Below are 21,058 nucleotides of genomic sequence, written 5' to 3' on the forward strand. Positions count from 1 at the left end.
TTCCCTAGGGGTTCCGTTCGGCGTTCCGCCTCGCGGATCACGGCTCCGCCGGCGGTCTGGCCCCCGAGTCGTCGCCGGAGCGGCTCGGGGGACAACCGGGGACATCCCCGGGGACCGGCGTCCCCGAGAGACATCCCCTGTCAAGCTCGGCTCAGTCGTCGCTCTTGGCGCTGGGCAGCTTCTCGGCGATCAAATTCATCACGGAACTGTCGGTGAGCGTGGTGACGTCGCCCAGAGAGCGGTTCTCCGCGACGTCGCGGAGCAGGCGGCGCATGATCTTGCCCGAGCGGGTCTTGGGCAGCTCGGGGACGACCATGATCTGCCGGGGCTTGGCGATCGGCCCGAGGGTCTTGGCCACGTGCGCCCGCAGTTCGCCGGCGATGTCCCCGCTCTCGTCGGCGCCGCCCCGCAGGATCACGAACGCGACGATGGCCTGGCCGGTCACCGGGTCGGTCGCGCCCACGACCGCGGCCTCGGCGACCTTCGGGTGGCTGACCAGCGCGCTCTCCACCTCGGTCGTCGAGATGTTGTGGCCGGAGACGAGCATGACGTCGTCGACGCGGCCGAGCAGCCACAGGTCGCCGTCTTCGTCGCGCTTGGCGCCGTCGCCCGGGAAGTACATGCCGTCGAAACGCGACCAGTAGGTGTCGACGTACCGCTTGTCGTCGCCCCAGATGGTGCGGAGCATGGACGGCCAGGGCTCCCGTACGACGAGGAAGCCGCCGCCGCCGTTCTGGACCGAGTTGCCCTGATCGTCGACCACGTCGGCCACGACTCCGGGCAGCGGGCGCATGGCGGCGCCCGGCTTGCCCGCGGTGACCCCGGGCAGCGGGCTGATCATGATGCCGCCGGTCTCGGTCTGCCACCAGGTGTCGACCACCGGGCAGCGTCCGGCGCCGATGTGCTCGCGGTACCAGACGTACGCCTCGGGGTTGATGGGCTCGCCCACCGAGCCGAGCACCCGGAGCGACGACATGTCGAACTTCGCCGGGATGTCGTCGCCCCACTTCATGAACGTCCGGATGGCCGTCGGGGCCGTGTAGAGGATCGTGACCTTGTACTTCTGCACGATCTCCCAGAACCGGCCGCGGTGCGGGGTGTCCGGGGTGCCCTCGTAGATGACGCTGGTGGCGCCGTTGGCCAGCGGGCCGTACACGATGTAGGAGTGCCCGGTGACCCAGCCGATGTCGGCCGTGCACCAGTAGATGTCCGTCTCGGGCTTGAGGTCGAAGACGGCGTGGTGGGTCCAGGCGACCTGGGTCAGATAGCCGCCCGTGGTGTGCAGGATGCCCTTCGGCTTCCCGGTGGTGCCGCTCGTGTAGAGGATGTAGAGCGGGTCCTCGGCGTCGTGAGGGACGGGCTCGTGCGTGTCGGCCTGACGGTCGACGAGGTCGTGCCACCAGACGTCCTTGTCGCCGAACGGCACGTCCTGGCCGGTCCTGCGGACCACGAGCACGTGCTCCACGCCGGGCGACTCGGCGACGGCCTCGTCGACCGTGGGCTTGAGCGCGCTCGGTGCGCCGCGGCGGAATCCGCCGTCCGCCGTGATCACGATCTTGGCGTCGGCGTCGTGGATGCGGCTCTTCAGCGCCGTGGCCGAGAAGCCGCCGAAGACCACCGAGTGGATGGCGCCGATGCGGGCGCAGGCGAGCAGCGCGATGGGCAGCTCGGGGATCATGGGCATGTAGACGGCGACCCGGTCGCCCTTGCGCACGCCCAGCTCCTCCAGCGCGTTCGCGGCCTTCGCGACCTCCTTCGCCAGGTCGGCATAGGTGATCGTACGGCTGTCGTCCTCCGGCTCGCCCTCCCAGTAGAAGGCGACCTTGCCGCCCCTGCCCTCCTCGACGTGCCGGTCGACGCAGTTGTACGCGACGTTCAGCCGGCCGCCCACGAACCACTTCGCGAACGGGGGCTCCCATTCGAGGGTCGTGTCCCAGCGCCTGGCCCAGGTGAGCCGGTCCGCGGCGCGCTCCCAGAACCCGAGGCGATCCTCGGCGGCCTCCTCGTAGGCCTCCGCCGTGACGTTCGCGGCCGCCGCCAGGTCGGCTGGTGGGGCGAACCGGCGCGTCTCGCTCAGCAGGTTCGACAGCGTCTCCTGGGTCTCCTGACCGGGGGTCTCGGTGGCCACTGCGTACTCCTTCACAACGTCCCGTGTTCTGCTTAGGTCGGCCGCCTCGGCCAAGCCGGGGTATGTCCGGTCCCACTTCACCAGGCGCGGGGTGTCAAGTACAAGTAATCGAGGCCGGTGGCGCACAATGCGCCGCCTCGGCTGTTAGCAGAGGTAGTCGCGCTATAGAGGAAATTTAGTGATACGCCGGGGTGGTGCCTCGGCTCCCCGGTTCACTGCGCTGAACGGCCGCACCTCCTCGCCGAACGACCCCCTACCCGCCGGTAAGGTCGGTGGGCGTGAGCGATCCATTGGCGGCCATCGCCGAGTTGCCGGGGGTTCCGGAGGCCGTACGAGAGGCCCGTGAGGCGATCGACCGGCTCTACCGGCACCGGGTGCTGCGGCGGCGGAGCCCGGAGGTCTCGGCGGAGTCGGCCCTGCGCGGCGCCCGCGCCTCCGCCGCGCTGGAAGGGGTCGACGTCCCGCTCGATCCGGTACGGCGCGGTGAGGTGACCGATCCGGTCGTCCAGGGCGCGCTGCGGGTGTCGGCCGAGCTGGGGCGGCTCGCCGGGGTGTGGCGGTCGGCCCCCCGCCAGGCCCTCGCCCGCCTGCACGCGCTGGCGGCGGTCGGGCTCACGGACGCGCCCGGACGCCCGAGGACCACGCCCACCTCGGTCGATCCCCTCGGCCTCGGGCCGGCGCCGGGCCCGGAGGAGACCGCGGCCCGGATGTCCGCCCTTGCCGATCTGGCGTCGGGCGCGACGACGGCGCCGGCGCTGGTCACCGCATCGATCGTGCACGCCGAGCTGGCCGTGCTGCGGCCGTTCGGGACGGCCGACGGCCTGGTCGCGAGGGCCGCGCAGCGGCTCATACTCGTCGAGTTCGGACTCGACCCGAAATCGCTGGACGCGGTCGAGATGGGGCATTTCGAGCTCGGCGACGCGTACGCCGAAGGGCTGCGGTCATACCTGAAGGGCACGGGGGAGGGCGTCGGCGCCTGGGTGCGGCACTGCGCGGACGCCGTCGTCCTGGGTGCGCGGGAGGCCGTCGCGGTCTGCGAGGCCCTCTCCCGCTGACGCGAGGATCGACGGGTGGCTCCGCTGGGGATCTACCGGAGACTTCGCCGAGGGGCTGCCGGGGACCGGTGAGTCTGCCCCGCACAAGCGAACGGCGTCCCTGGTCTGGAACGCCGTCGCCGTACGTCTCACCGGGTTACCAAGCGTGCACCTCTGTTTGCCGGATCGGGTCGAGCCCGTCTCGGCACGCCTCCCGCGGCTGGTCGCGCGTGGGTGCCCGGTGGCCGTACGCGGGCTCAGCGGCCCGCACCCCCTTTCTACGTCGGTTTCCCAGTGGGGGAAAGCCTCCCGCCAAGACCTTTACTGGGACCCCCGATTACGGCCATGTGTCCGCTTGGTGGCGGTATGTCAGCTATTGATGTGATCTACCCATTTATGGGAATGTGAAAGCCGCAAGCGTCCGGAGGGGCACAGGAGCCCTGCGGGGCATTGCGGCCAGCCGTGCCGACATGCAACACTGACTGCTGGAAAAAAAATTACTCAGATGTGAGATGGCGCTCGACGAACGTCTCGTCGGTCAGGCAGCATACGTGTGTCCTTCCTGTGGGGATGACCCGTTCGCGAGCCGGAGTTTGACAGCTCTTGCCATGCTCCTGGTACATGAATAAAGCTTTCTTCTAACACGGGACCGGCTCTACCCCCCCAGAGCCGGACCGCTCGGCGACCCCCGCTCTCCCCCCCGGCGGGGGTCGCCCATTTCTGCCGGGGTTTGTCACGCGGCGTCTCGCCACCTGGCCTCGTATCTCTGTCCGGCCCGCTTCCTAGCCCGGCCCGCTTCCTAGCCTGGCCCGCTTTGCCATCCGGCCCCGGTCCGTCCACAGGCGCCCGCCCGTCCACAGAACGGCATTCGCCTTCCCGGCCTCACCGCGCTCCCACGCACCCTGTTCTCCCGGACGTTCTTTCTGGCGTTCTTCCGGACCTACCTCCGGACGAGAGGAGACAGCCGTGCACCGCCCCCTGGCCATCACCGACGATCGGGAGTTGCTCGACGACCTCCTTCGCATCGCGGCCGCCGCGGGCGTCGAGCTGGAGATCGCGCGCGCGGCGGCACAGGCCCGGCCGCACTGGGGCCGGGCTCCGCTCGTCGTGGTGGGGGACGACCTGGCCGACGACCTCGCCGCCACTGGGCCGCCCGCCCGGCCGAACGTCGTCATCGTCACCAGGACCACCGGCGACCCCGAGATGTGGCGGCGGTGCGTCGCGGTGGGGGCGCGCGGCGTGCTTGAGCTGCCCCGGGCCGAGCGCCTGCTGGTCGAAGAACTGGGCGACGCCGTGGAGCCGCTGGCCAGAGCCGGCACCGTGGTCTGCGTCGTCGGCGGCCGGGGCGGGGCCGGAGCGACCGTGCTCGCCACGTCACTGGCCCTGACCGCCTCCCGAGCGGGATCGCGGACGCTCCTCGTCGACGCCGATCCGCTGGGCGGCGGCATCGACGTGGTCCTCGGGCAGGAGGAGGCGGTGGGCGCCCGCTGGCCCGACATCGTGGGCAGAGAGGGACGGGTCAGCTTCGCCGCCCTGCAGGGCGCGCTCCCGACATTCGGCGAACTGACCGTGCTGTCGTGGCACCGCGGCCAACCGGGGCCGATACCGCTTGAGGCGATGCGGGCCGTGCTCGACGCGGCCCAACGCGGCTGTGACCTCGTCGTCGTGGATCTTCCCCGGCACGTCGGCGAGGCGGCGGCGGAAGCCCTGGCCCGGGCCGCGACGACCCTCGTCGTGGTCCGCGCCGATCTACGCGGAGTGCTGGCCGCTGCCCAGACCGTCGCCATGCTCCGGCGTCACACAGGCGAGCTGCGTGGGGTCCTGCGCGCCGGCACCGTGGAGCCCGACGTGGCCGCCGGCTCCGCCGGCCTGCCGTCCGCCGGAGTCGTCCCCGAGGTCCGCGCGCTGGTCGAGACGCTCGACCGCGGTGATCCGCCTCCGCTCGGCCGCACTCCACTGGGCCGCTTCTGCTCGGAGCTGCTCGCGTCTCTGGCGGACCTGTCATGAGCGGTTCCCGGCAGGCGTCCGGCCGGGCCGGCTCGGGCCTGCCCACTGCCATCGGCGATCTCGGGGGGAACTCCCGCGTGGACGCCGATCCGGGCGTGGACCCGCGCGCCGATCGGCCGGCCCGGGAGCCGGCGGTCGCACCCGAACTGATGGAGTCGGTGCGGGTGCGCCTGTCGCGGTCCGGTGCTCCTCCCACCGCGGCCGAGGTCGCCGCGGCCCTGCGGGCCGAGCGGGCGGTTCTGGGAGACGCCGAGGTGCTCGCCATCGCCCGCATCCTCCGCGCGCACCTCATCGGAGCCGGACCGCTTGAGACGCTGCTGGCCGAGCCCGGTGTCACGGACGTCCTGGTGAACGGCCCCGACCAGGTCTGGATCGACGACGGCCGTGGGCTGCGCCGGACCGCGGTGACCTTCCCCGGCGACGAGGACGTCCGGCGGCTCGCCCAGCGCCTCGCCGCGGCGGCCGGACGACGGCTCGACGACGCCTGCCCCTATGTCGACGCGCGTCTGGCGGGCGGCGTGCGGCTGCACGCGGTGCTTCCGCCGGTGGCGCCCGAGGGCACGTGCCTGTCTCTCCGCCTCCCGCCGAGAAGGACGTTCACGGTCGAGGAGCTCGTTCCCCACGGCGGCGCGGCGATGCTCCGGGCAATCATGACGGCGCGGCTGGCGTTCCTCGTCACGGGCGGAACGGGCACGGGCAAGACGACGCTCCTGTCCGCCATGTTGTCCTGCACCGATCCGGGTGAGCGGCTGCTGCTGGTCGAAGACTCGGCGGAACTCCATCCTCGGCACCCCCACGTCGTACGGCTGGAGGCACGGCCGCCCAACCTCGAAGGCGCGGGCGGGGTCGGCCTGCGCGAGCTCGTCCGGCAGGCCCTGCGCATGCGCCCGGACCGGGTGGCCGTCGGCGAGGTCAGAGGCGCCGAGGTCGTCGATCTCCTGGCCGCGTTGAACACGGGCCACGAAGGCGGCTGCGGCACGCTCCATGCCAACAACGCGGCCGACGTGCCCGCCAGGCTTGAGGCTCTGGCCTGCGCGGCGGGGCTGTCCCGGGAAGCGGTGCACAGCCAGATCGGCGCGGCGCTCGACGTGGTCGTCCACCTTGTCCGCGACCCCGGTGGGGGACGCAGACGGGTGGCCGAAATCTGTCTCCTTCACCGTGAGCCGTCCGGACTCGTCGTGGCGGTGCCCGCCGTCACGTTCGCCGCCGACGGCACGCCGCACGCCGGACCGTCGTACGAGACGCTCGGGTCACGGTGCGCCCGGCACGGGGAGGCGCGGTGGCCGTCCTAGCCGTTCTCGCCGCGATGATCGCCGCCTGGGTCTGGAGCGGCCCCGACGCCGTCCGCGCCCGGCTGCGCCCGCTCCTCGGAGCGGCCGGCCCGGGGAACGCCTCCCGGTGGAAACGGGCGTTCACGGTCCCGCGCGGGCTCACCGTGGGAACCGCAGCGGGGACCGCTGTGGGAGTCACTGCGGGGGTCACTGCGGGGGTCACTGCGGGGGCCGCCGCCTGGCGGGGCGCCTTCATCGAGCTGTGCCAGGGCCTCGCCGCCGAACTGGCAGCGGGCCGTACGCCGGGCGACGCGCTGGCCAGAGCGATCTCGTCGATCCACCCGCCGGATCCGGCGGTGCTGGTCCCGGTGACGGCCGCGGCCAGGGACGGCGGTGACATCGCCGCCGCGCTCCGGCGCGCGGCCCCGGAGGCGGGGGGAGAAGGTCTCCGCCGGCTGGCGGCCTGTTACGAGGTCGCCGTCACGGTCGGAGGCGGCCTCACGGCCCTCGTCGAGCGGCTGGGCGTGTCGCTGCGGGAGGCCGAGGCGCACCGGCAGGACGTGGCCGCACAGCTCGCTGGTCCACGCGCGACGGCGCGCATGCTGGCGGTCCTACCGCTGCTCGGTCTGCTGATGGGCGCCGGTCTCGGCATGAATCCCCTGACCTTCCTGGTGGGAGGGCCCGCCGGCATCGCCTGCCTGGTAACGGGTGGCGCGCTCGACGCGGCCGGGGTGTGGTGGACCAGGCGCCTGGTGGCTCGGGCCGAAGAGATGCCCGGAAATGGAGGCCGCGGCTCGTGAACGCGCTGCTCGGGAACGCACTGTTCGCCGGGATTCTCGTCGGGGCCGGCATCTGGTTGTGGCCGGCCAGGCCCTCACCCGCTCGGCGACTGGCCGCGCTCAGACCCGGTGCCGGCGCCACGAAGTCTCGCCCCGGCGCCCACGCCCCGTACGGCGCCTCTGACCTGCATGGAGGTTCTGGTCTGCACGGTGGCTCTGACGGTGGCTCTCGTCTGCACCTGCACGGTGGCTCTGGTCTGCACGGTGGCTTTCCCCGGGACGCCCTTGACCTCCGCCACGGCCTTCCAGCTGATGCGTACCTGGGACCAGGCACCGCCCGAGACGGCCGAATGCGCGTCAGAGCCGGACGGCCCCCTCCCGGACTTCTGATCGCCGGGCCGCTCGCCCTGGCCGGTGCCCTCCTGGTGGGCGGCTTCGCGGGTATCGCGGTCGGCGCGGTGCTCGCAGCGGCGGCGATCGTGATGGCGGCGCGGCGGGAGACGCCGCAGGCCCGGCACCGGAGAGAACGCGTCACCGCCGATCTGCCCTTCGCCGCCGACCTGATGGCCTCGTGTATGCGGGCGGGGCAGCCACTGGGCCGTGCCGTCGACGCGACGGCACGGGCGATAGGCGGGCCCCTCGGCGAGAGTCTGTCCTGGGCCGCGACACAGATCCGGCTCGGGGCCGATCCCACGGAGGCGTGGGAGGCGCTGGGCGCCGATCCTTCGCTCGCACCACTCGCGCGCGCGATGACGCGGGCGGCACGGAGCGGAGCGCCTCTGGCCGACGTTCTCACCCGGCTCGCGGACGACGCGCGTCTTGCCGCGCGGGCAACGGCCTCGGCCGCCGCCCGGAGGGCGGGCGTCCAGGTTGTCGCCCCGCTCGGGCTCTGCTTCCTACCGGCATTCGTGTTTCTCGGGATCATCCCCGTGGTGGCGGGACTCGCCGCGGAGATCGCGCTGCCGTGACGACCGGTGTTCCACAGCTGTGGATGACCGATTCCACAGCTGTGGACATCCCGGCGGGACAAGCCGCGAAATCGCTGTTCTGGGGTGGTTTCCTTCGCAGTCCACAGGCGACTCGTTTTCCACAGAGCGCCGTACGGTTCCATTCGGCGAACCCCCCGTCGCGCACCCTTGACCTGCACGGGCGGAGGGACTGCCCGTCGCCCCGTCAGGAGGAATCCATGAACGGATGGACGATCGAGCCGGCGGACGCCGCGCCCTCCCACACCGCACCGGGCACCGAACCGTCCCCGCCTGCGCCGGGCACCGAGCTCTCCCCGGCCACGCTGGGCGGCGCGGAGCCCGGTCTCCAGCACGCGGGTCTCCAGCACACGGGTCTCCAGCACGCGGGTCTCCGGCAGCCGGGCCCCCAGCGCAGGGGTCCCCGGCATGCGGCTCCCGTGGCTCAGCGGAGCCCCCGTTCGGTGGCGCCGAGATCTCCGGGGCGGAGCCGGCACCGCCGGATCAGCCGGTGGACCCGGCTGATCAGGCTCCTGGCGCCGGTCCGGTATCTGCGCTCGACCGGCGGAGAGGGCATGAGCCGGTTCGCCCGGATCGATCTCGCGCCGTTCCTCCGTGGAGGTGCGCGCTTGCGTGCGATGGGGCTGCGACGCGTCGTGGCGGCACGCGAAAGGGCCGAAGCGGGCATGTCGACCGCGGAGTACGCCGTGGGCACCATTGCCGCCTGCGGTTTCGCCGCGCTGCTCTTCAAGGTGGTGACCAGCGCCGAGGTCCGGTCGATGCTCGCCGCCCTCATTCAGAAGGCGCTGAAGCTGGCCGCCTGAGCGACCGGGCATTCCACCCCCTTCAGGGATGAGGACTCAGGGTCACGGCAGTGGGACGGACGGGGAGGAAGCATGGGCGTCGACGGCGCGGGCCGCCGGACCAGTGGACGCGGCCGGGGGGAGACCGGTTCCGTGACAGCGGAGACGGCGGTCGCGCTCCCCGCCCTCGTGGTGGTACTGGCCGCCGCGCTCTGGGCCGTAGCGGTGGTCGGGGCCCGATTGGAGTGTGAGGACGCGGCTCGGGTGGGTGCGCGGGCCGCGGCAAGGGGCGAGACGCCGGAGACGGTGCGGTCCATCGTGAGGAAGACCGCGCCGCTCGGGGCGCGGGTTCGGGTGTCCTACGGGACGGGAACGGTCGAAGTCGAGGTGTCGGCCCCCGTGCGGTCCTCGTGGCCGGTGACGCTCCCGCGGCTGACCGTCGCGGCCCATGCCGTCACCATGACCGAACCCGGTCTGGTTCCTCCGCCGGCCGTTCCCGCGCCGGGATCGCCTCCTCCAGATGCCGGGACGCCACTGCCGGCCTCCGCCCTGCCAGGATCCCTTGACCTGATCGGTGCCGCAGGCCTGTCGTGCGGGCGGGGGTCGCCTCGGACCGCGACGCGGAGAGGGACACGGTGCGCGACGCGGAGACGGAGAGAGGCACAGGGAGAGACGCGGAGAGACCGGGGCTCGGCGACGGTGTGGACCGTGACTCTCATGGTGGCGGTGTGGGCGGTCGCCATGGTCGTCGTCGAGACCGGCGCCGCTCGGGTCGCCCGACATCGGGCACAGAGCGCGGCCGATCTCGGCGCGCTCGCCGCGGCCTCCTGGGCTCTGGCGTCGCCCGAGGACGCGTGCGGGCGGGCGTCGGCCGTCTCCGAGGCGAACGGCGCCCGTCTCACCTCCTGCTCCGTCTCACACGGGATCGCCTCCGTCTCGACCGGGGTGCGGTTCTCCGTCGCGTTGCTCGGGAGCCGTACGGCGACCGGGACCGCCCGAGCGGGCCCCGTGGCGGCGGACGCCTGAGGCGTGTCTGTCGCAATAGAATCACGACTTCTTGGACTTTTTGTCCAAAAGTGACCTGCTGCCGTAAGGTGCCGCTTGCTCTCCGCTGCCGAGCGGGATTCGGCTGAGGTGGGGTGACCGGACCACTCTCGACGAAGGGATGCGTCGTGCCCAGGGTTCGCAGGTATGTGGCTGCGGTGCTCCTCCCGCCGCTGGCCATGGTGTCCGCGCTGATCGTCGGCGCCCGCCCTGCCGCGGCGGTCGACGGGGAGATCGTTTCCCCCGCGGCCGGAGAGGTCGTGCGCGCCGCGGGTCCAGTGAACATCTCGGCACGGACGGACTGGTATCAGGTCAGCATGGCCCTCTACGTCGAGGGCCCGTCCGTAGGGCGCCAGAAGATCGGTTCGGGCGGTGCCGACCAGACGCTCAGCGGATCCTTCGACCCCGGAAACGCGCCCAACGGCACATTCACCGTCAGCCTCTACGGAGAGATTACGCACAAGACCTACGCCACCTCGACGTTCGTGCTCAGCCGACCGCCCGAGGCTCCGAGCGGCGTGGAGGCGCAGCTCAAGGATCCGTCCAGGATCGTCGTAACCTGGGCCAGGGGACCCGAACCCGATCTCCGGGCCTACGACGTGTCCTCCACCAAGCTCGCCAAGGCGGGCTCGGTGCCGGTGGACACGGCCTGTTCCGGCGGGTTGTGCCAGGCGAGTCTCACGGTCCCGAAGAGCGCGGCTGGCCAGAAGGTGGATGTCGCGGTCCGGGCGATCCGCTCGGACGGCCAGGGCGGCGAGGTGGGCTCGGCCAGGTCCGCGGCCTATGTCGGTGTTCCGGCCGCCAAAGCCTCGCCGAAGCCGTCACCGGCGGCCACGGCGAAGTCCGGCACGGAGGCCACCAAGCCCCGGACGGCGCATACGAACACGCGCGGCGGCATTCCCACGCATGTGGCCCCGGTCGTCCCCACGCTGTCCGCCGACCCCGGCGAGGGGCTTCGCCTGCCGCAGGTGAGCCAGGCGGGTCAGGAGCCGGTTCCGGCACGATCGGCCGTCGGCCTCGACGCGCAGGCATCCTCCGGGCTGCTCGGCGGTCTCAATCCCTGGGTTTATGTGGCGATAGCGGTCGTGCTGCTGCTCGTGGGAGCTCATCTTGGTGCGCTGATGGTGCGCCGGAGGGCCGCGCCCGTTCCCGCGTCACCGGTCGCGGGCGACGGCGGCCGGTCCGGGGCCGGGGTCGACCCGGCGACGGGTTCGCCCGCCCTGGCACCCGCGAGGTCGTCCGCCACCACGGTGAACGGCGCGGGCTTCATCACCCGGCGTCCCACCGTCATCCTGGCCACGTCCACCGCCGGGCCTTCCCCCGCCGAGCCCTCTGCGGCTGGGCCTACCACCACCGCGGCTTCCCCCGCCGAGCCCTCTACGACCGAGAGTTCCACGACCGGGGCTTCCACGACCGGGGCTTCCACGACCGGGGCTTCCACGACCGAGAGTTCCACAGCGGCTGAAGCCTCTACCGCCGTCACCAGCGCTGGCGCGACCACCGACCCTGCCGGTCCCGCCACGACTGCCTCCTCCCCCACGACTGCCCCCGCCTCGGCTGCTGGCACCGCTGCCCCCGACACCGTCGCGGCGCCCGCGACTCCGGAGCCGGAAGATCTCCGCGGCGACAACGTACGACGGCTCCCGCTGCGGCAGCCCGAGCCTGACGTCTGGATGGAGGAGGACGAGGCGCTGCCCGGCGCTCGCGTCGATCGCTGAGCTCGATCGCCGGGCTCGATCGCTGGGCTCGATCGCTGGGCTCGATCGGCTCGCGGTCAGGGGCGTAGAAGGACGTCGAGGAGGCGGATGGCGCCCGCCTTGTCGAGGGGTTCGTTGCCGTTCCCGCATTTCGGCGACTGGATGCACGATGGACAGCCTCGTTCGCATTCGCAGACCGAGATGGCCTCCCGGGTCGCGGCGAGCCACTCGGACGCCCGGGCGTATCCGCGCTCGGCGATGCCGGCGCCTCCGTCGTGGCCGTCGTACACGAAGACGGTGAGCAGGCCCGTGTCGGGATGGAGCTCGGTCGACACGCCTCCGATGTCCCAGCGGTCGCAGGTGGCGAACAGCGGCAGCAGGCCGATGGACGCGTGTTCCGCGGCGTGGGCCGCGCCTCCGAGGTCCACGGGCCTGCTCCCGGAATTCTCGGCCAGGGGGGTGAGCGCGGTGTCGGGGAGAGTCCACCAGACGGCCCTGGTGCACAGCGTGCGGGGCGGCAGGTCGAGGGGCTCCTCCCCGAGAACCTCCCCGCTCTGGGTCCGCCGCTTGAGGAAGGACACGACCTGCCTGGTCACCTCGACCTTCCCGAAGTGCAGTTCACCGGGGCCGAAGGGCCGCGACCGCTCCGATTCGAGCACCCGGATGTCGGTGACGTCGCGGGCGAAGGTCGAGTAGTCCGGCTGGCCGGCGGTGACCAGGGCGACGCCGGAGTCGAGATCCAGCAGGTCGACCACGAACGTCTCGCCCTGATGCAGATACACGGCACCGGCGTGGACGGCGGTGTGCGCGGAGGACTCGTCCACTGTGCCCAGGAGGCGCCCGGTCGACGCCTCGACCACCTGGACGGGTGATCCTCCGGAGCCCCGGATGTCGGCCAGGTCGGCGGCCCGGTCCCGGCTCGTCCAGAACCACCCCGCCGGTCGTCTGCGCAGCATGCCCCGGCTCACGAGGTCGTCGAGCACCCCGGCCGCCGCGGGGCCGAAGATGTCCAGGTCGTCCTCGGTGAGGGGAATCTCCGCTGCGGCCGCGCACAGGTGCGGTGCGAGCACGTACTGATTGTCCGGATCGAGCACGGTCGCCTCGACCGGCTGCCCGAAGAGCGCCTCGGGATGGTGGACGATGTAGGTGTCCAGCGGGTCGTCGCGAGCGATCAGCACGGCCAGGGCGTCCTGCCCGGCGCGTCCCGCCCGGCCCGCCTGCTGCCAGACGGAGGCCCGGGTGCCGGGCCACCCGGCGATCAGGACGGCGTCGAGGCCCGACACGTCCACGCCGAGTTCGAGCGCGTTTGTGGTCGCGAGCCCGGTCAGTTCACCGGAACGCAGCGCCTTCTCCAGCACGCGCCGGTCGTCGGCCAGGTATCCCGCCCGATAGGCCGCCACCTTGTCGGCCAGCCGTCCGGGCCGCTCCGCGCCCTGGCCCGCCGCCGCTGAAGGGTCTGCCGGCACTGCCGCCATCGCCGGATCGCTCGGGCCCTCCCGCCCAGTGTCCGCGTCCGTGTCCGTATCCGGATCGGAGGCTTCGTCGACGCCGCCGTCCGGCGCGCCGGGGTGGGCGTACTCGAGGTCTTCGATCTCCTCCAGGTGCCGCCGGGCGGCGAGGGCGACGGTCTCGGCCGCGCGGCGCGACCGGACGAACGCCAGCGTGCGGACGTCCTCGATCACGAGGTCCGCGAGCAGGTCGGCCGCCTCTGCCGTCGCCGTACGGCGCACGGGTGCGCCCCCCTCGCCCCGCAGGTCGGTCAGGGGAGGCTCCCAGAGGGCGAAGGTGGTTGAGCCCCGTGGGGACGCGTCCGTCGTCACCTCGGCCATCTCAAGGCCGGTGAGGCGCCTTCCGGCGACGCCGGGGTCGCTCGCCGTGGCGGAGGCCAGGAGGAAGACCGGCCGCGCGCCGTACCGGGCGGCGACCCGGCGCAGCCGGCGCAGGATCTGGGCGACGTGGGAGCCGAAGACCCCCCGGTAGCCGTGGCACTCGTCCACGATCACGAGCCGGAGGCGCCGCCAGAAGGACGTCCAGGACTGGTGCCTCGGCAGGACCGATCGATGGAGCATGTCGGGATTTGTCAGTATGTAGTTGGCGTTCTGGCGGATCCACTGCCGCTCTTCCGCGGGGGTGTCGCCGTCGAACGTCGCCGCCCGCACCTGGGTGAGCCGGAGCCGGCGCAGGGAGGTGAGCTGGTCGGCGGCCAGCGCCTTGGTCGGGGTGAGATAGAGCACGGTGCCGCCGGAGAAGACCTCCGAGACGGCCGGAAGGAGGTAGGCCAGCGACTTTCCCGACGCGGTGCCTGTGGCGATGATCACGTTTCGGCCACGGTGTACCAGGTCGGCGGCCTCGAGTTGGTGCGGCCAAAGTCCTGATATGCCTTGATTCGTCAATCGCGAGACCAGAAGCTCCGGGGCCCAGTCTGGCCACTCGGCTTGACCCGCCTGACGTGCTGGAACATGCTCCACATGGGTGACCCGCCCCTGGCGCGCGGGAGCCGCGAGCAGGCGGGCGAGGAGGGTGCCTGTTCGGTACGAAGAGGAAGAAGTCGGAGTCACTGGTTTCCAGTTTGGCATCTGCGGGGAGAGTCGCCCGGAGTCGTGATTTCGTATAGACACGGAGTCGCCGCGTGGTTGAATGCCGCGCGTCAGGGTCGTCGTTCTGGAGCTACCAGGATGTTCGATCCGCATGGAGACCTACGCAAGTAAGGCGCTGGAGGATCTGTGGATCTGAAGTTGGACCACCATTCCGAAGACAATCTCACCATCGTGGATGTCGAGGGTGAGATCGACGTCTACACCGCGCCCAGACTGCGTGAGCTGCTGATCGACCTGGTCAACAAGGGCAACTTCCACCTGCTCGTGAACATGGAGAAGGTGGACTTCCTCGACTCGACTGGTCTTGGTGTGCTGGTCGGCGGCCTCAAGCGGGTGCGGGCGCACGACGGGTCCCTGGAGCTCGTCTGCACACAGGAGCGGATCTTGAAGATTTTCCGCATCACCGGTCTGACGAAGGTCTTCGGGATCTACGCCTCCGTCGAGGAGGCCAAGGAAGCCCACGGCCGGGACAAGTGACGGCCGAGGAACAAGCACCATGGCCACCGTCGAGCTGACGTTCACCGCCCTGCCCGCCCATGTGCGTACCGCGCGGCTGGTCGCGACCGCGATCGCCCGGCGTACCGGAGTGGCGGAGGAGCTTCTGGACGAGGTGCGGCTCGCCGTCGGAGAGGCGTGCTCGCGGGCTGTGGAGGCGCATCGCCTCCACTGCCCGGCGGAGCCCGTTCGCATCGACTTACGTGACGACGGGGGACGTTTCGAGGTCACCGTGACCGATTCGGCCCCGAGCGAAGACGTCAAGCCGGATCTGACCGAGCCGAACGGAGGCGCCATCCCCGAGATGGCCGGCCTCGGAATCGCGGTCATCGCCGGCCTGGCCGACGAGGTCGAGGTGTCACCCGGGCCGAAGGGCATGCGCATCCGCATGAGCTGGCCCGCGTCGCCCAACGGTCTCACCGTCGTCTGAGCCGCGTCCTGAGTCTCCTCCTGAGCCGCCCGCGGAACGTCTCGCCTCAGGTCGTCTGAGCCGACCGCGGGCGCTGTACCCGCCATGCGTTGAACCCCGCCGTACCCCACGCCAATCCTCCCCGCACCGCGGACCATGCCGGGATCGAGTGTCGCCATCGCCGCGACACTCGATCACTCGTTCCGGCAGGGAAAACCTTTCGGCCGTCCGATACGGTTACAACTGAGTCTCCGAAACATGATGGTCATCTGCTGGCCGATGACGAAGACCCTGGTCAATAGGGCTACATAGCGGAGCAAATGTTCCGCCATTACTGGACGGCGCATCGATCAACGGGCCTCAGGGCCTTCATATCCGCGAGCTCCGTGCGTAGACTCCCGGCACCGGCCAAGGTATTGCGGATGCAACCGGAAGCGGCACATGCCAACCGCCCGGCAGTGCGTCGCGAGGCCACGGATTGTCAGCAGCGCCCTCCGGGCAGGACCCGAAACCCCGTCTGGCCGAGGAGGACGGATGTCTGCCTATCTAGCCGCTGACGAAGGCGCAGCGGTTGCCCTCAATGGATCCCATCTCACCCTTGTCGTAGTAGTCGCCGTCGTGGCGCTACTCGCGCTGGCCGTAGCCGGCGGACTGGTGCGTGAGGTGCTCGGAGCCGGACAGGGCACCGAGCGGATGCAGAACATCGCGAGGGCCGTTCAGCAGGGCGCCGCCGCGTATCTGACGCGGCAGTTCCGCACACTAGCGATCTTCGTTGTCGTCATTCCCTTCCTGCTGCTGCTTCTGCCCGCCGACTCGATGGGTGAACGAATCGGCCGGTCGGTGTTCTTCGTCGTCGGCGCGGTCTTCTCCGCGCTCACCGGATTCACCGGCATGTGGCTCGCCGTGCGCGGCAACGTGCGCGTCGCCTCGGCCGCCCGCGAGGCCGGTGAGAAGGTCGCGATGCGGATCGCGTTCCGCACCGGTGGTGTGGCCGGCATGTTCACCGTCGGTCTCGGCCTGCTGGGCGCCGCGCTCGTGGTGGTCATCTACAAGGGCGACGCCCCGAACGTCCTGGAGGGCTTCGGGTTCGGCGCCGCGCTGCTCGCCATGTTCATGCGTGTCGGCGGCGGTATCTTCACCAAGGCGGCGGACGTCGGCGCCGACCTGGTCGGCAAGGTCGAGCAGGGCATCCCCGAGGACGACCCGCGCAACGCCGCGACCATCGCCGACAACGTGGGCGACAACGTCGGCGACTGCGCCGGCATGGCGGCCGACCTGTTCGAGTCATACGCCGTCACCCTCGTCGCGAGCCTCATCCTGGGCAAGGCGGCCTTCGGCACCGAGGGCCTGGTCTTCCCGCTGATCGTCCCGATGATCGGTGTGATCACCGCTGTCATCGGCATCTTCACCACCGCGCCGCGCAGCGGCGACCGCTCGGGCATGGCCGCCATCAACCGCGGCTTCTTCATCTCCGCCGCCATCTCGGCGGTGCTGGTCGCGGTCGCCGCCTTCGCGTACCTCCCGTCGAGCTTCTCCGGGCTCTCCGGCGTCAGCGGGCAGATCTCCTCGCTGTCGGGTGACCCGCGCCTGATCGCGATCGGCGCGGTGCTCATCGGCCTGGTCCTGGCCAGCGCGATCCAGATCCTCACCGGTTACTTCACCGAGACCAACCGCCGTCCGGTGCGGGAGATCGGCGAGAGCTCGCTCACCGGCCCGGCGACCGTGATCCTTTCCGGTATCTCGGTGGGCCTGGAGTCCGCGGTCTACTCCGCCCTGCTCATCGGCGGCGCCGTCTACGGCGCGTTCCTGCTGGGCTTCGGCAACGTCACCATCGCCCTGTTCGCCGTCGCCCTGGCCGGCACCGGCCTGCTCACGACGGTCGGCGTGATCGTGTCGATGGACACGTTCGGGCCGGTCTCCGACAACGCGCAGGGCATCGCCGAGATGTCGGGCGACGTCGAGGGGGAGGGCGCCCGCGTCCTCACCTCGCTCGACGCCGTGGGCAACACGACGAAGGCCATCACGAAGGGCATCGCCATCGCCACGGCGGTGCTCGCCGCGACCGCCCTCTTCGGGTCGTTCCGTACGGCGGTCGAGGCGCAGCTGGCGACGGCGTCGCAGGGCGTGAAGGACGCGCTGGGCTCGTTCGCCAACTTCAGCCTGTCCGTCGACTCCCCGAACGTCCTGGTCGGCCTGATCGTCGGCGCGGCCGTGGTGTTCCTGTTCTCGGGCCTGGCGATCAGCGCGGTCGGCCGCGCGGCCGGCCGGGTCGTCTTCGAGGTGCGCGAGCAGTTCCGCAGCAAGCCGGGGATCATGGACGGCAGCGAGCTGCCCGACTACGGCCGCGTCGTGGACATCTGCACCCGCGACTCGCTGCGTGAGCTGGCCACGCCCGGTCTGCTGGCCGTTCTCACGCCGATCGCCGTCGGCTTCGCGCTCGGGTACGCCCCGCTCGGGGCCTACCTGGCCGGCGCCATCGCGGCCGGCACCCTCATGGCGGTCTTCCTGGCCAACTCGGGCGGCGCCTGGGACAACGCCAAGAAGCTGGTCGAGGACGGTCACCACGGCGGCAAGGGCTCGGAGGCCCACTCCGCCACGGTCATCGGCGACACCGTGGGCGACCCGTTCAAGGACACGGCCGGTCCCGCCATCAACCCGCTGATCAAGGTGATGAACCTGGTCGCGCTGCTGATCGCGCCGGCCGTCGTGACCTATGCCGACAACGTCGGGGTCCGCGTCGGCGCGACGGTCATCGCGGTCGCGGTGGTCGTGGCCGCGGTCGTCGTGTCCAAGCGCCGCTCGACGAGCATCGCCACGTCGGGCGACTCCCACGAGGAGCGCACGTCGCAGCCCGTCGCCCACTGATCACGGGCCACTGATCGGCCCCTGATAACGGCGCGTTGGTGACACAGTGCGCCTGATGTTCCGTACGGACCCGAAGGTCCCCCGTTCCTGGAGCGGGGGACCTTCTTCATACACTTGTCAGCTATGGACAAGCCCAGCGGCGGGCGGAGCCTCGCGCTGATCCTCCTGACCATGACCGCCATGTTCGCAGTGATCGTGGGTCTCGCCATCTGGGCGTCGGGATGAGCGGCCGGACGGGCGAAGCGGCGAACGGGTGGCCGCCGGGCGCCCGGACGCTCGTCGTTGTCAGGCACGCCAAGGCTGGCGACGCTCCGGGGCTGCCCGACCGTGAGCGTCCCCTGACCGGCCGGGGCGAGCGCGACGCGCGGAACGCCGGCGACCGGGTCAGACCGCTCGAACCCGACCTCGTCGTGGCCTCCCCATCGAAACGGACACGGCGGACGGCCGAGCTCCTCGGCCTCGACGCGCCGATCGAGATCGAGCGCGACATCTACGAGGCCTATCCCGAGGATCTGTTCGCCCTCATCCGCCGTACGGATCCGGCCGTCGGCACTCTCGTGCTGGTGGGCCACAACCCGGGCGTACACGAGCTGGTCGTCTCCCTTACGCGGGGCGAGGTCGACGGCTTCCCGCCCGCGGCCCTCGCCGTGATCGAGCTGGCCGGGCCGTGGGAGGAGGCGGGACCGGGGGCGGGACGACTGGTCGGGAGTTTCCGTCCCTGAGCCGGGGTAGGGGGGCGACCTGCGCATCACAGACTTCATCACCGCTCGGGCGTCGCGGCCGGTGGATCCCCGCCTCGCGCTGGGCTTCGGTCTGACCGGAGCCGCCGGAGTCGTCATCCCGCTGGTCGTCGGCCTGGTCACCGGGCATCCGGCGGCGGGGGCCACCGTCGGTCTCGGCGCGTGGCTGGTCGCGGCCCGCTCGATCCTCGACCCGGCCGGGGTGCGCACGCCGTACCTGCTGCTGGTGGATCTTTCCGTGGGTGTCGGCACGTCCCTCGGACTCCTGGCCTCGGGCCGCAGCTGGCTGATGGTCATGCTCGCGTCGGCGCTTGCGGGCATCGGCGGCCTGATCCGCCCTGTCGGCGTCACCGCGGCGCTCACCCTGTTGCTCACGGCCGCCAACCGCCCGCCGATCGACCCGCCGGCACACATCGCCCTCCAGATGCTCGGCGGCCTGCTGCCCGCGGTGCTGCTCACGCTGCCCTGGCCCTGGCGGCGGACCCGCCCCCTCATCACGACGCTCTCCGCGGCCACGGAGGCGCTGGCCGACCTCGCCAAGGCGGTCGGCCCGCCCGGCACCGACCCGGCGGAGTGGGACCGCCTGCGCCGCCGCGCCGCCCAGGCCCTCGCCGAGGTCCGCGCGAGTCACGCCCGGCACCCATGGCAGCGGCGCTCCCCATTCGTACGGCAGGTGTCGATCGCCCTGCGGCGGGTCTTCCACGAGATCATCGCCATCCGTGGGCTCGCCGGCACCCTCGACCGCCGGGCGCCCGAGGTGGGCGCGACGGTGGGCCTGGACGGTCTGGTCACCTCGCTCGTCCTGGCGTTGCGCGGGTATCTGCCGGAGTGCCCGCCCGTGGACGAGCCGCTGATCGCCGATTTCGCCCGCCGCGCCGACGACCTGCGGGCCCGTTCGGACGGCGGGGAGCGTGACGAGGCGATCCACGTCCTGCTGCGGCAGATCGCCCAGTCAGCGGGGCGCATCGCGCGGACGCTGTCGGAGGCGGCGGCCGCGGCCCGGCTGCTGTGCGTGCCCGGCCTCTCGCTGCCGCCTCTCGCCGCCCTGCCGGCCGCCCTGCCGGCCGCCCTGCCGGCTACCCTGCCCACCGCCCTGCGGGGCTCCGGCCTCCGGGCCGAGCTCGGATTCGGCAACCCGCGCGTACGGCACGCCGTGCGGGTGTTGCTCGGGACGGCCTTCGCCTCCCTGATAATCGTGATCTTCCATCCCGCCTTCCCACACTGGCTGGTCATCGCGGTCCTGGTCACCATCCAGCCCACGTACGGCGAGACCCGGGCGAGGGTGTGGGCCCGCATCGGCGGCAGCACGGTGGGCGGAATCGCCTCCGCGGTGATCTTGCACTACGCCCCCGGCCACTGGACGCTCGTCCTGCTGATCGGAGTCTCGGCGGCGCTGGCGTTCGGGCTGGCGTCGGCGCATCACGCCTACTGGGCCACGTTCATGACGATGTGCGTGCTGCTGCTGCTTGACTTCCAGGTCAGGCAGACCGCCAGCGTCGCGGAGTCGCGGATCGTGCTGACCGTGATCGGCGGCCTCATCGCCATCGCCTGCACCCGCCTGCTCTGGCCCAGGGGCGAGAGCGTGCGGCTCGCCGAGCGGGTCGCCCGCATGCTCGACGCGCACGGTGCCGCCGTACGCGCGATCGCCCAGCTGAGCAGGGGAAAGGCGCGCGTCGAGAAGGTCGAGGAGCGGCTGCGGAAGGCCGGAGTGGACGCGGACATGGTCGCGGCCTCACTCCGTTCCGTCGCGCAGGAGCCCGGCGGAACCGGCTACGCCCAGGTGGCGGGTGCCGTGGACGCCGCCCAGCGGGTGCGCGACGACTCGATCACGCTCATGTCGGTGCTGTGGGACGGGCCTGTGGTTGACGGGCGGGGGGAGGCGCCGGAGGTTGAGGCACTGGAGGCCGGGCCGGTGCCGGATGTGCTCGACGCGATCGCGGACCGGCTGGCAGCCGTGGCCGAGGACGTCAGGAGCGGGGAGCCGGACGACGGCTCCGCGGAGGTCGACCGGCGGCTGTCCGACGACGCGGCGTGGGTGGGCGCGGCCGCCGAGGAGCGGCTCGCGGCCCCGGAGCCGGGTGGCGGCACGCGGATACGGGTCCGTCGCTCCCTGGCGCACCTGGCCGCGGTCGACCAGGCGCTGCGCTCGCTGCACGACGACGCCGTACGGCTCGCGCACGCGGCCACCGGGGCCTTCGCCGCGCGCTGAGACCCCATGGCCGGG

16 protein-coding genes are annotated in these 21,058 nt (G+C 71.8%); 13 read left to right on the forward strand and 3 right to left on the reverse strand.

Annotated features, from left to right (window positions below; genetic code table 11):
• Positions 1–151: 151 nt before the first annotated feature.
• Complete coding sequence (gene acs, locus JOL79_RS25985; protein WP_210158519.1) at positions 152–2,128, reverse strand: acetate--CoA ligase; 1,977 nt, start codon at positions 2,126–2,128, stop codon at positions 152–154.
• A 278-nt stretch (positions 2,129–2,406) separates the two neighbouring features.
• Between acs and JOL79_RS25990 the strand changes: the two genes are divergently transcribed.
• The 4 genes from JOL79_RS25990 (at position 2,407) to JOL79_RS26005 (ending at position 7,240) form a co-directional block, all read left to right on the forward strand.
• Positions 2,407–3,183, forward strand: a complete 777-nt coding sequence (locus JOL79_RS25990; RefSeq protein ID WP_210158520.1) for a Fic family protein — start codon at positions 2,407–2,409, stop codon at positions 3,181–3,183.
• A gap of 945 nt (positions 3,184–4,128) precedes the next feature.
• Entirely contained in the window at positions 4,129–5,169 is a 1,041-nt protein-coding gene (gene ssd, locus JOL79_RS25995) for a septum site-determining protein Ssd (RefSeq protein ID WP_210158521.1), read from the forward strand.
• Between the two features lie 149 nt (positions 5,170–5,318).
• Positions 5,319–6,461, forward strand: a complete 1,143-nt coding sequence (locus JOL79_RS26000; RefSeq protein ID WP_210158620.1) for a TadA family conjugal transfer-associated ATPase — start codon at positions 5,319–5,321, stop codon at positions 6,459–6,461.
• Positions 6,449–7,240 carry a type II secretion system F family protein gene (locus JOL79_RS26005; RefSeq protein WP_210158522.1) on the forward strand — a complete coding sequence of 264 codons (792 nt, stop codon included), beginning with the start codon at positions 6,449–6,451 and terminating at the stop codon, positions 7,238–7,240. Before JOL79_RS26000 ends, JOL79_RS26005 begins: the two co-directional genes overlap by 13 nt.
• A gap of 74 nt (positions 7,241–7,314) precedes the next feature.
• On the opposite strand, the gene JOL79_RS26010 is transcribed toward JOL79_RS26005, so the two are convergent.
• Positions 7,315–7,482 carry a hypothetical protein gene (locus JOL79_RS26010; protein ID WP_210158523.1) on the reverse strand — a complete coding sequence of 56 codons (168 nt, stop codon included), beginning with the start codon at positions 7,480–7,482 and terminating at the stop codon, positions 7,315–7,317.
• Between the two features lie 87 nt (positions 7,483–7,569).
• Between JOL79_RS26010 and JOL79_RS26015 the strand changes: the two genes are divergently transcribed.
• The 4 genes from JOL79_RS26015 to JOL79_RS26030 all read left to right on the forward strand — a co-directional run bounded on the left by JOL79_RS26015 (position 7,570) and on the right by JOL79_RS26030 (position 11,749).
• On the forward strand, positions 7,570–8,187 hold the full coding sequence (locus JOL79_RS26015) for a type II secretion system F family protein (RefSeq protein WP_210158524.1): 618 nt from the start codon (positions 7,570–7,572) through the stop codon (positions 8,185–8,187).
• Positions 8,188–8,405: 218 nt separating this feature from the next.
• Entirely contained in the window at positions 8,406–9,008 is a 603-nt protein-coding gene (locus tag JOL79_RS34490; protein WP_230985496.1) for a DUF4244 domain-containing protein, read from the forward strand.
• Between the two features lie 72 nt (positions 9,009–9,080).
• On the forward strand, positions 9,081–10,013 hold the full coding sequence (locus JOL79_RS35605) for an Rv3654c family TadE-like protein (RefSeq protein ID WP_307848733.1): 933 nt from the start codon (positions 9,081–9,083) through the stop codon (positions 10,011–10,013).
• A 167-nt stretch (positions 10,014–10,180) separates the two neighbouring features.
• Positions 10,181–11,749: a hypothetical protein gene (locus JOL79_RS26030; RefSeq protein WP_210158526.1), complete on the forward strand. Its 1,569-nt coding sequence runs from the start codon at positions 10,181–10,183 to the stop codon at positions 11,747–11,749.
• 56 nt (positions 11,750–11,805) lie between these two features.
• Here JOL79_RS26030 and JOL79_RS26035 read toward each other — a convergent pair whose 3' ends face one another.
• Positions 11,806–14,304 (reverse strand): DEAD/DEAH box helicase, encoded by a 2,499-nt coding sequence (locus JOL79_RS26035; RefSeq protein ID WP_210158527.1) that lies wholly within the window; start codon positions 14,302–14,304, stop codon positions 11,806–11,808.
• A gap of 147 nt (positions 14,305–14,451) precedes the next feature.
• Here JOL79_RS26035 and JOL79_RS26040 point away from each other — a divergent pair, with 147 nt between their 5' ends.
• The 5 genes from JOL79_RS26040 to JOL79_RS26060 all read left to right on the forward strand — a co-directional run bounded on the left by JOL79_RS26040 (position 14,452) and on the right by JOL79_RS26060 (position 21,043).
• Positions 14,452–14,802 (forward strand): STAS domain-containing protein, encoded by a 351-nt coding sequence (locus JOL79_RS26040; RefSeq protein ID WP_030506779.1) that lies wholly within the window; start codon positions 14,452–14,454, stop codon positions 14,800–14,802.
• A 19-nt stretch (positions 14,803–14,821) separates the two neighbouring features.
• Positions 14,822–15,250 (forward strand): ATP-binding protein, encoded by a 429-nt coding sequence (locus JOL79_RS26045; RefSeq protein ID WP_210158528.1) that lies wholly within the window; start codon positions 14,822–14,824, stop codon positions 15,248–15,250.
• Positions 15,251–15,763: 513 nt separating this feature from the next.
• Positions 15,764–18,094, forward strand: a complete 2,331-nt coding sequence (locus JOL79_RS26050) for a sodium-translocating pyrophosphatase (protein WP_210158529.1) — start codon at positions 15,764–15,766, stop codon at positions 18,092–18,094.
• 221 nt (positions 18,095–18,315) lie between these two features.
• Complete coding sequence (locus tag JOL79_RS26055; RefSeq protein WP_210158530.1) at positions 18,316–18,816, forward strand: SixA phosphatase family protein; 501 nt, start codon at positions 18,316–18,318, stop codon at positions 18,814–18,816.
• Positions 18,817–18,877: 61 nt separating this feature from the next.
• Complete coding sequence (locus tag JOL79_RS26060; protein ID WP_210158531.1) at positions 18,878–21,043, forward strand: FUSC family protein; 2,166 nt, start codon at positions 18,878–18,880, stop codon at positions 21,041–21,043.
• The last annotated feature ends 15 nt before the right edge of the window (positions 21,044–21,058 follow it).

The organism is Microbispora oryzae (assembly GCF_017896165.1).
In the GTDB taxonomy this organism is placed as follows: domain Bacteria; phylum Actinomycetota; class Actinomycetes; order Streptosporangiales; family Streptosporangiaceae; genus Microbispora; species Microbispora oryzae.

Bases quoted from the DNA above. Each gene is read 5' to 3' on its own strand.
- JOL79_RS26015 (WP_210158524.1), top strand. From the start codon at position 7,570: ATGCGCGTCAGAGCCGGACGGCCCCCTCCCGGACTTCTGATCGCCGGG.
- JOL79_RS26045 (WP_210158528.1), top strand. From the start codon at position 14,822: ATGGCCACCGTCGAGCTGACGTTCACCGCCCTGCCCGCCCATGTGCGT.
- JOL79_RS26000 (WP_210158620.1), top strand. From the start codon at position 5,319: ATGGAGTCGGTGCGGGTGCGCCTGTCGCGGTCCGGTGCTCCTCCCACC.
- JOL79_RS26035 (WP_210158527.1), bottom strand. From the start codon at position 14,304: ATGCCAAACTGGAAACCAGTGACTCCGACTTCTTCCTCTTCGTACCGA.
- JOL79_RS26055 (WP_210158530.1), top strand. From the start codon at position 18,316: ATGAGCGGCCGGACGGGCGAAGCGGCGAACGGGTGGCCGCCGGGCGCC.
- JOL79_RS34490 (WP_230985496.1), top strand. From the start codon at position 8,406: ATGAACGGATGGACGATCGAGCCGGCGGACGCCGCGCCCTCCCACACC.
- JOL79_RS26050 (WP_210158529.1), top strand. From the start codon at position 15,764: ATGTCTGCCTATCTAGCCGCTGACGAAGGCGCAGCGGTTGCCCTCAAT.
- JOL79_RS35605 (WP_307848733.1), top strand. From the start codon at position 9,081: ATGGGCGTCGACGGCGCGGGCCGCCGGACCAGTGGACGCGGCCGGGGG.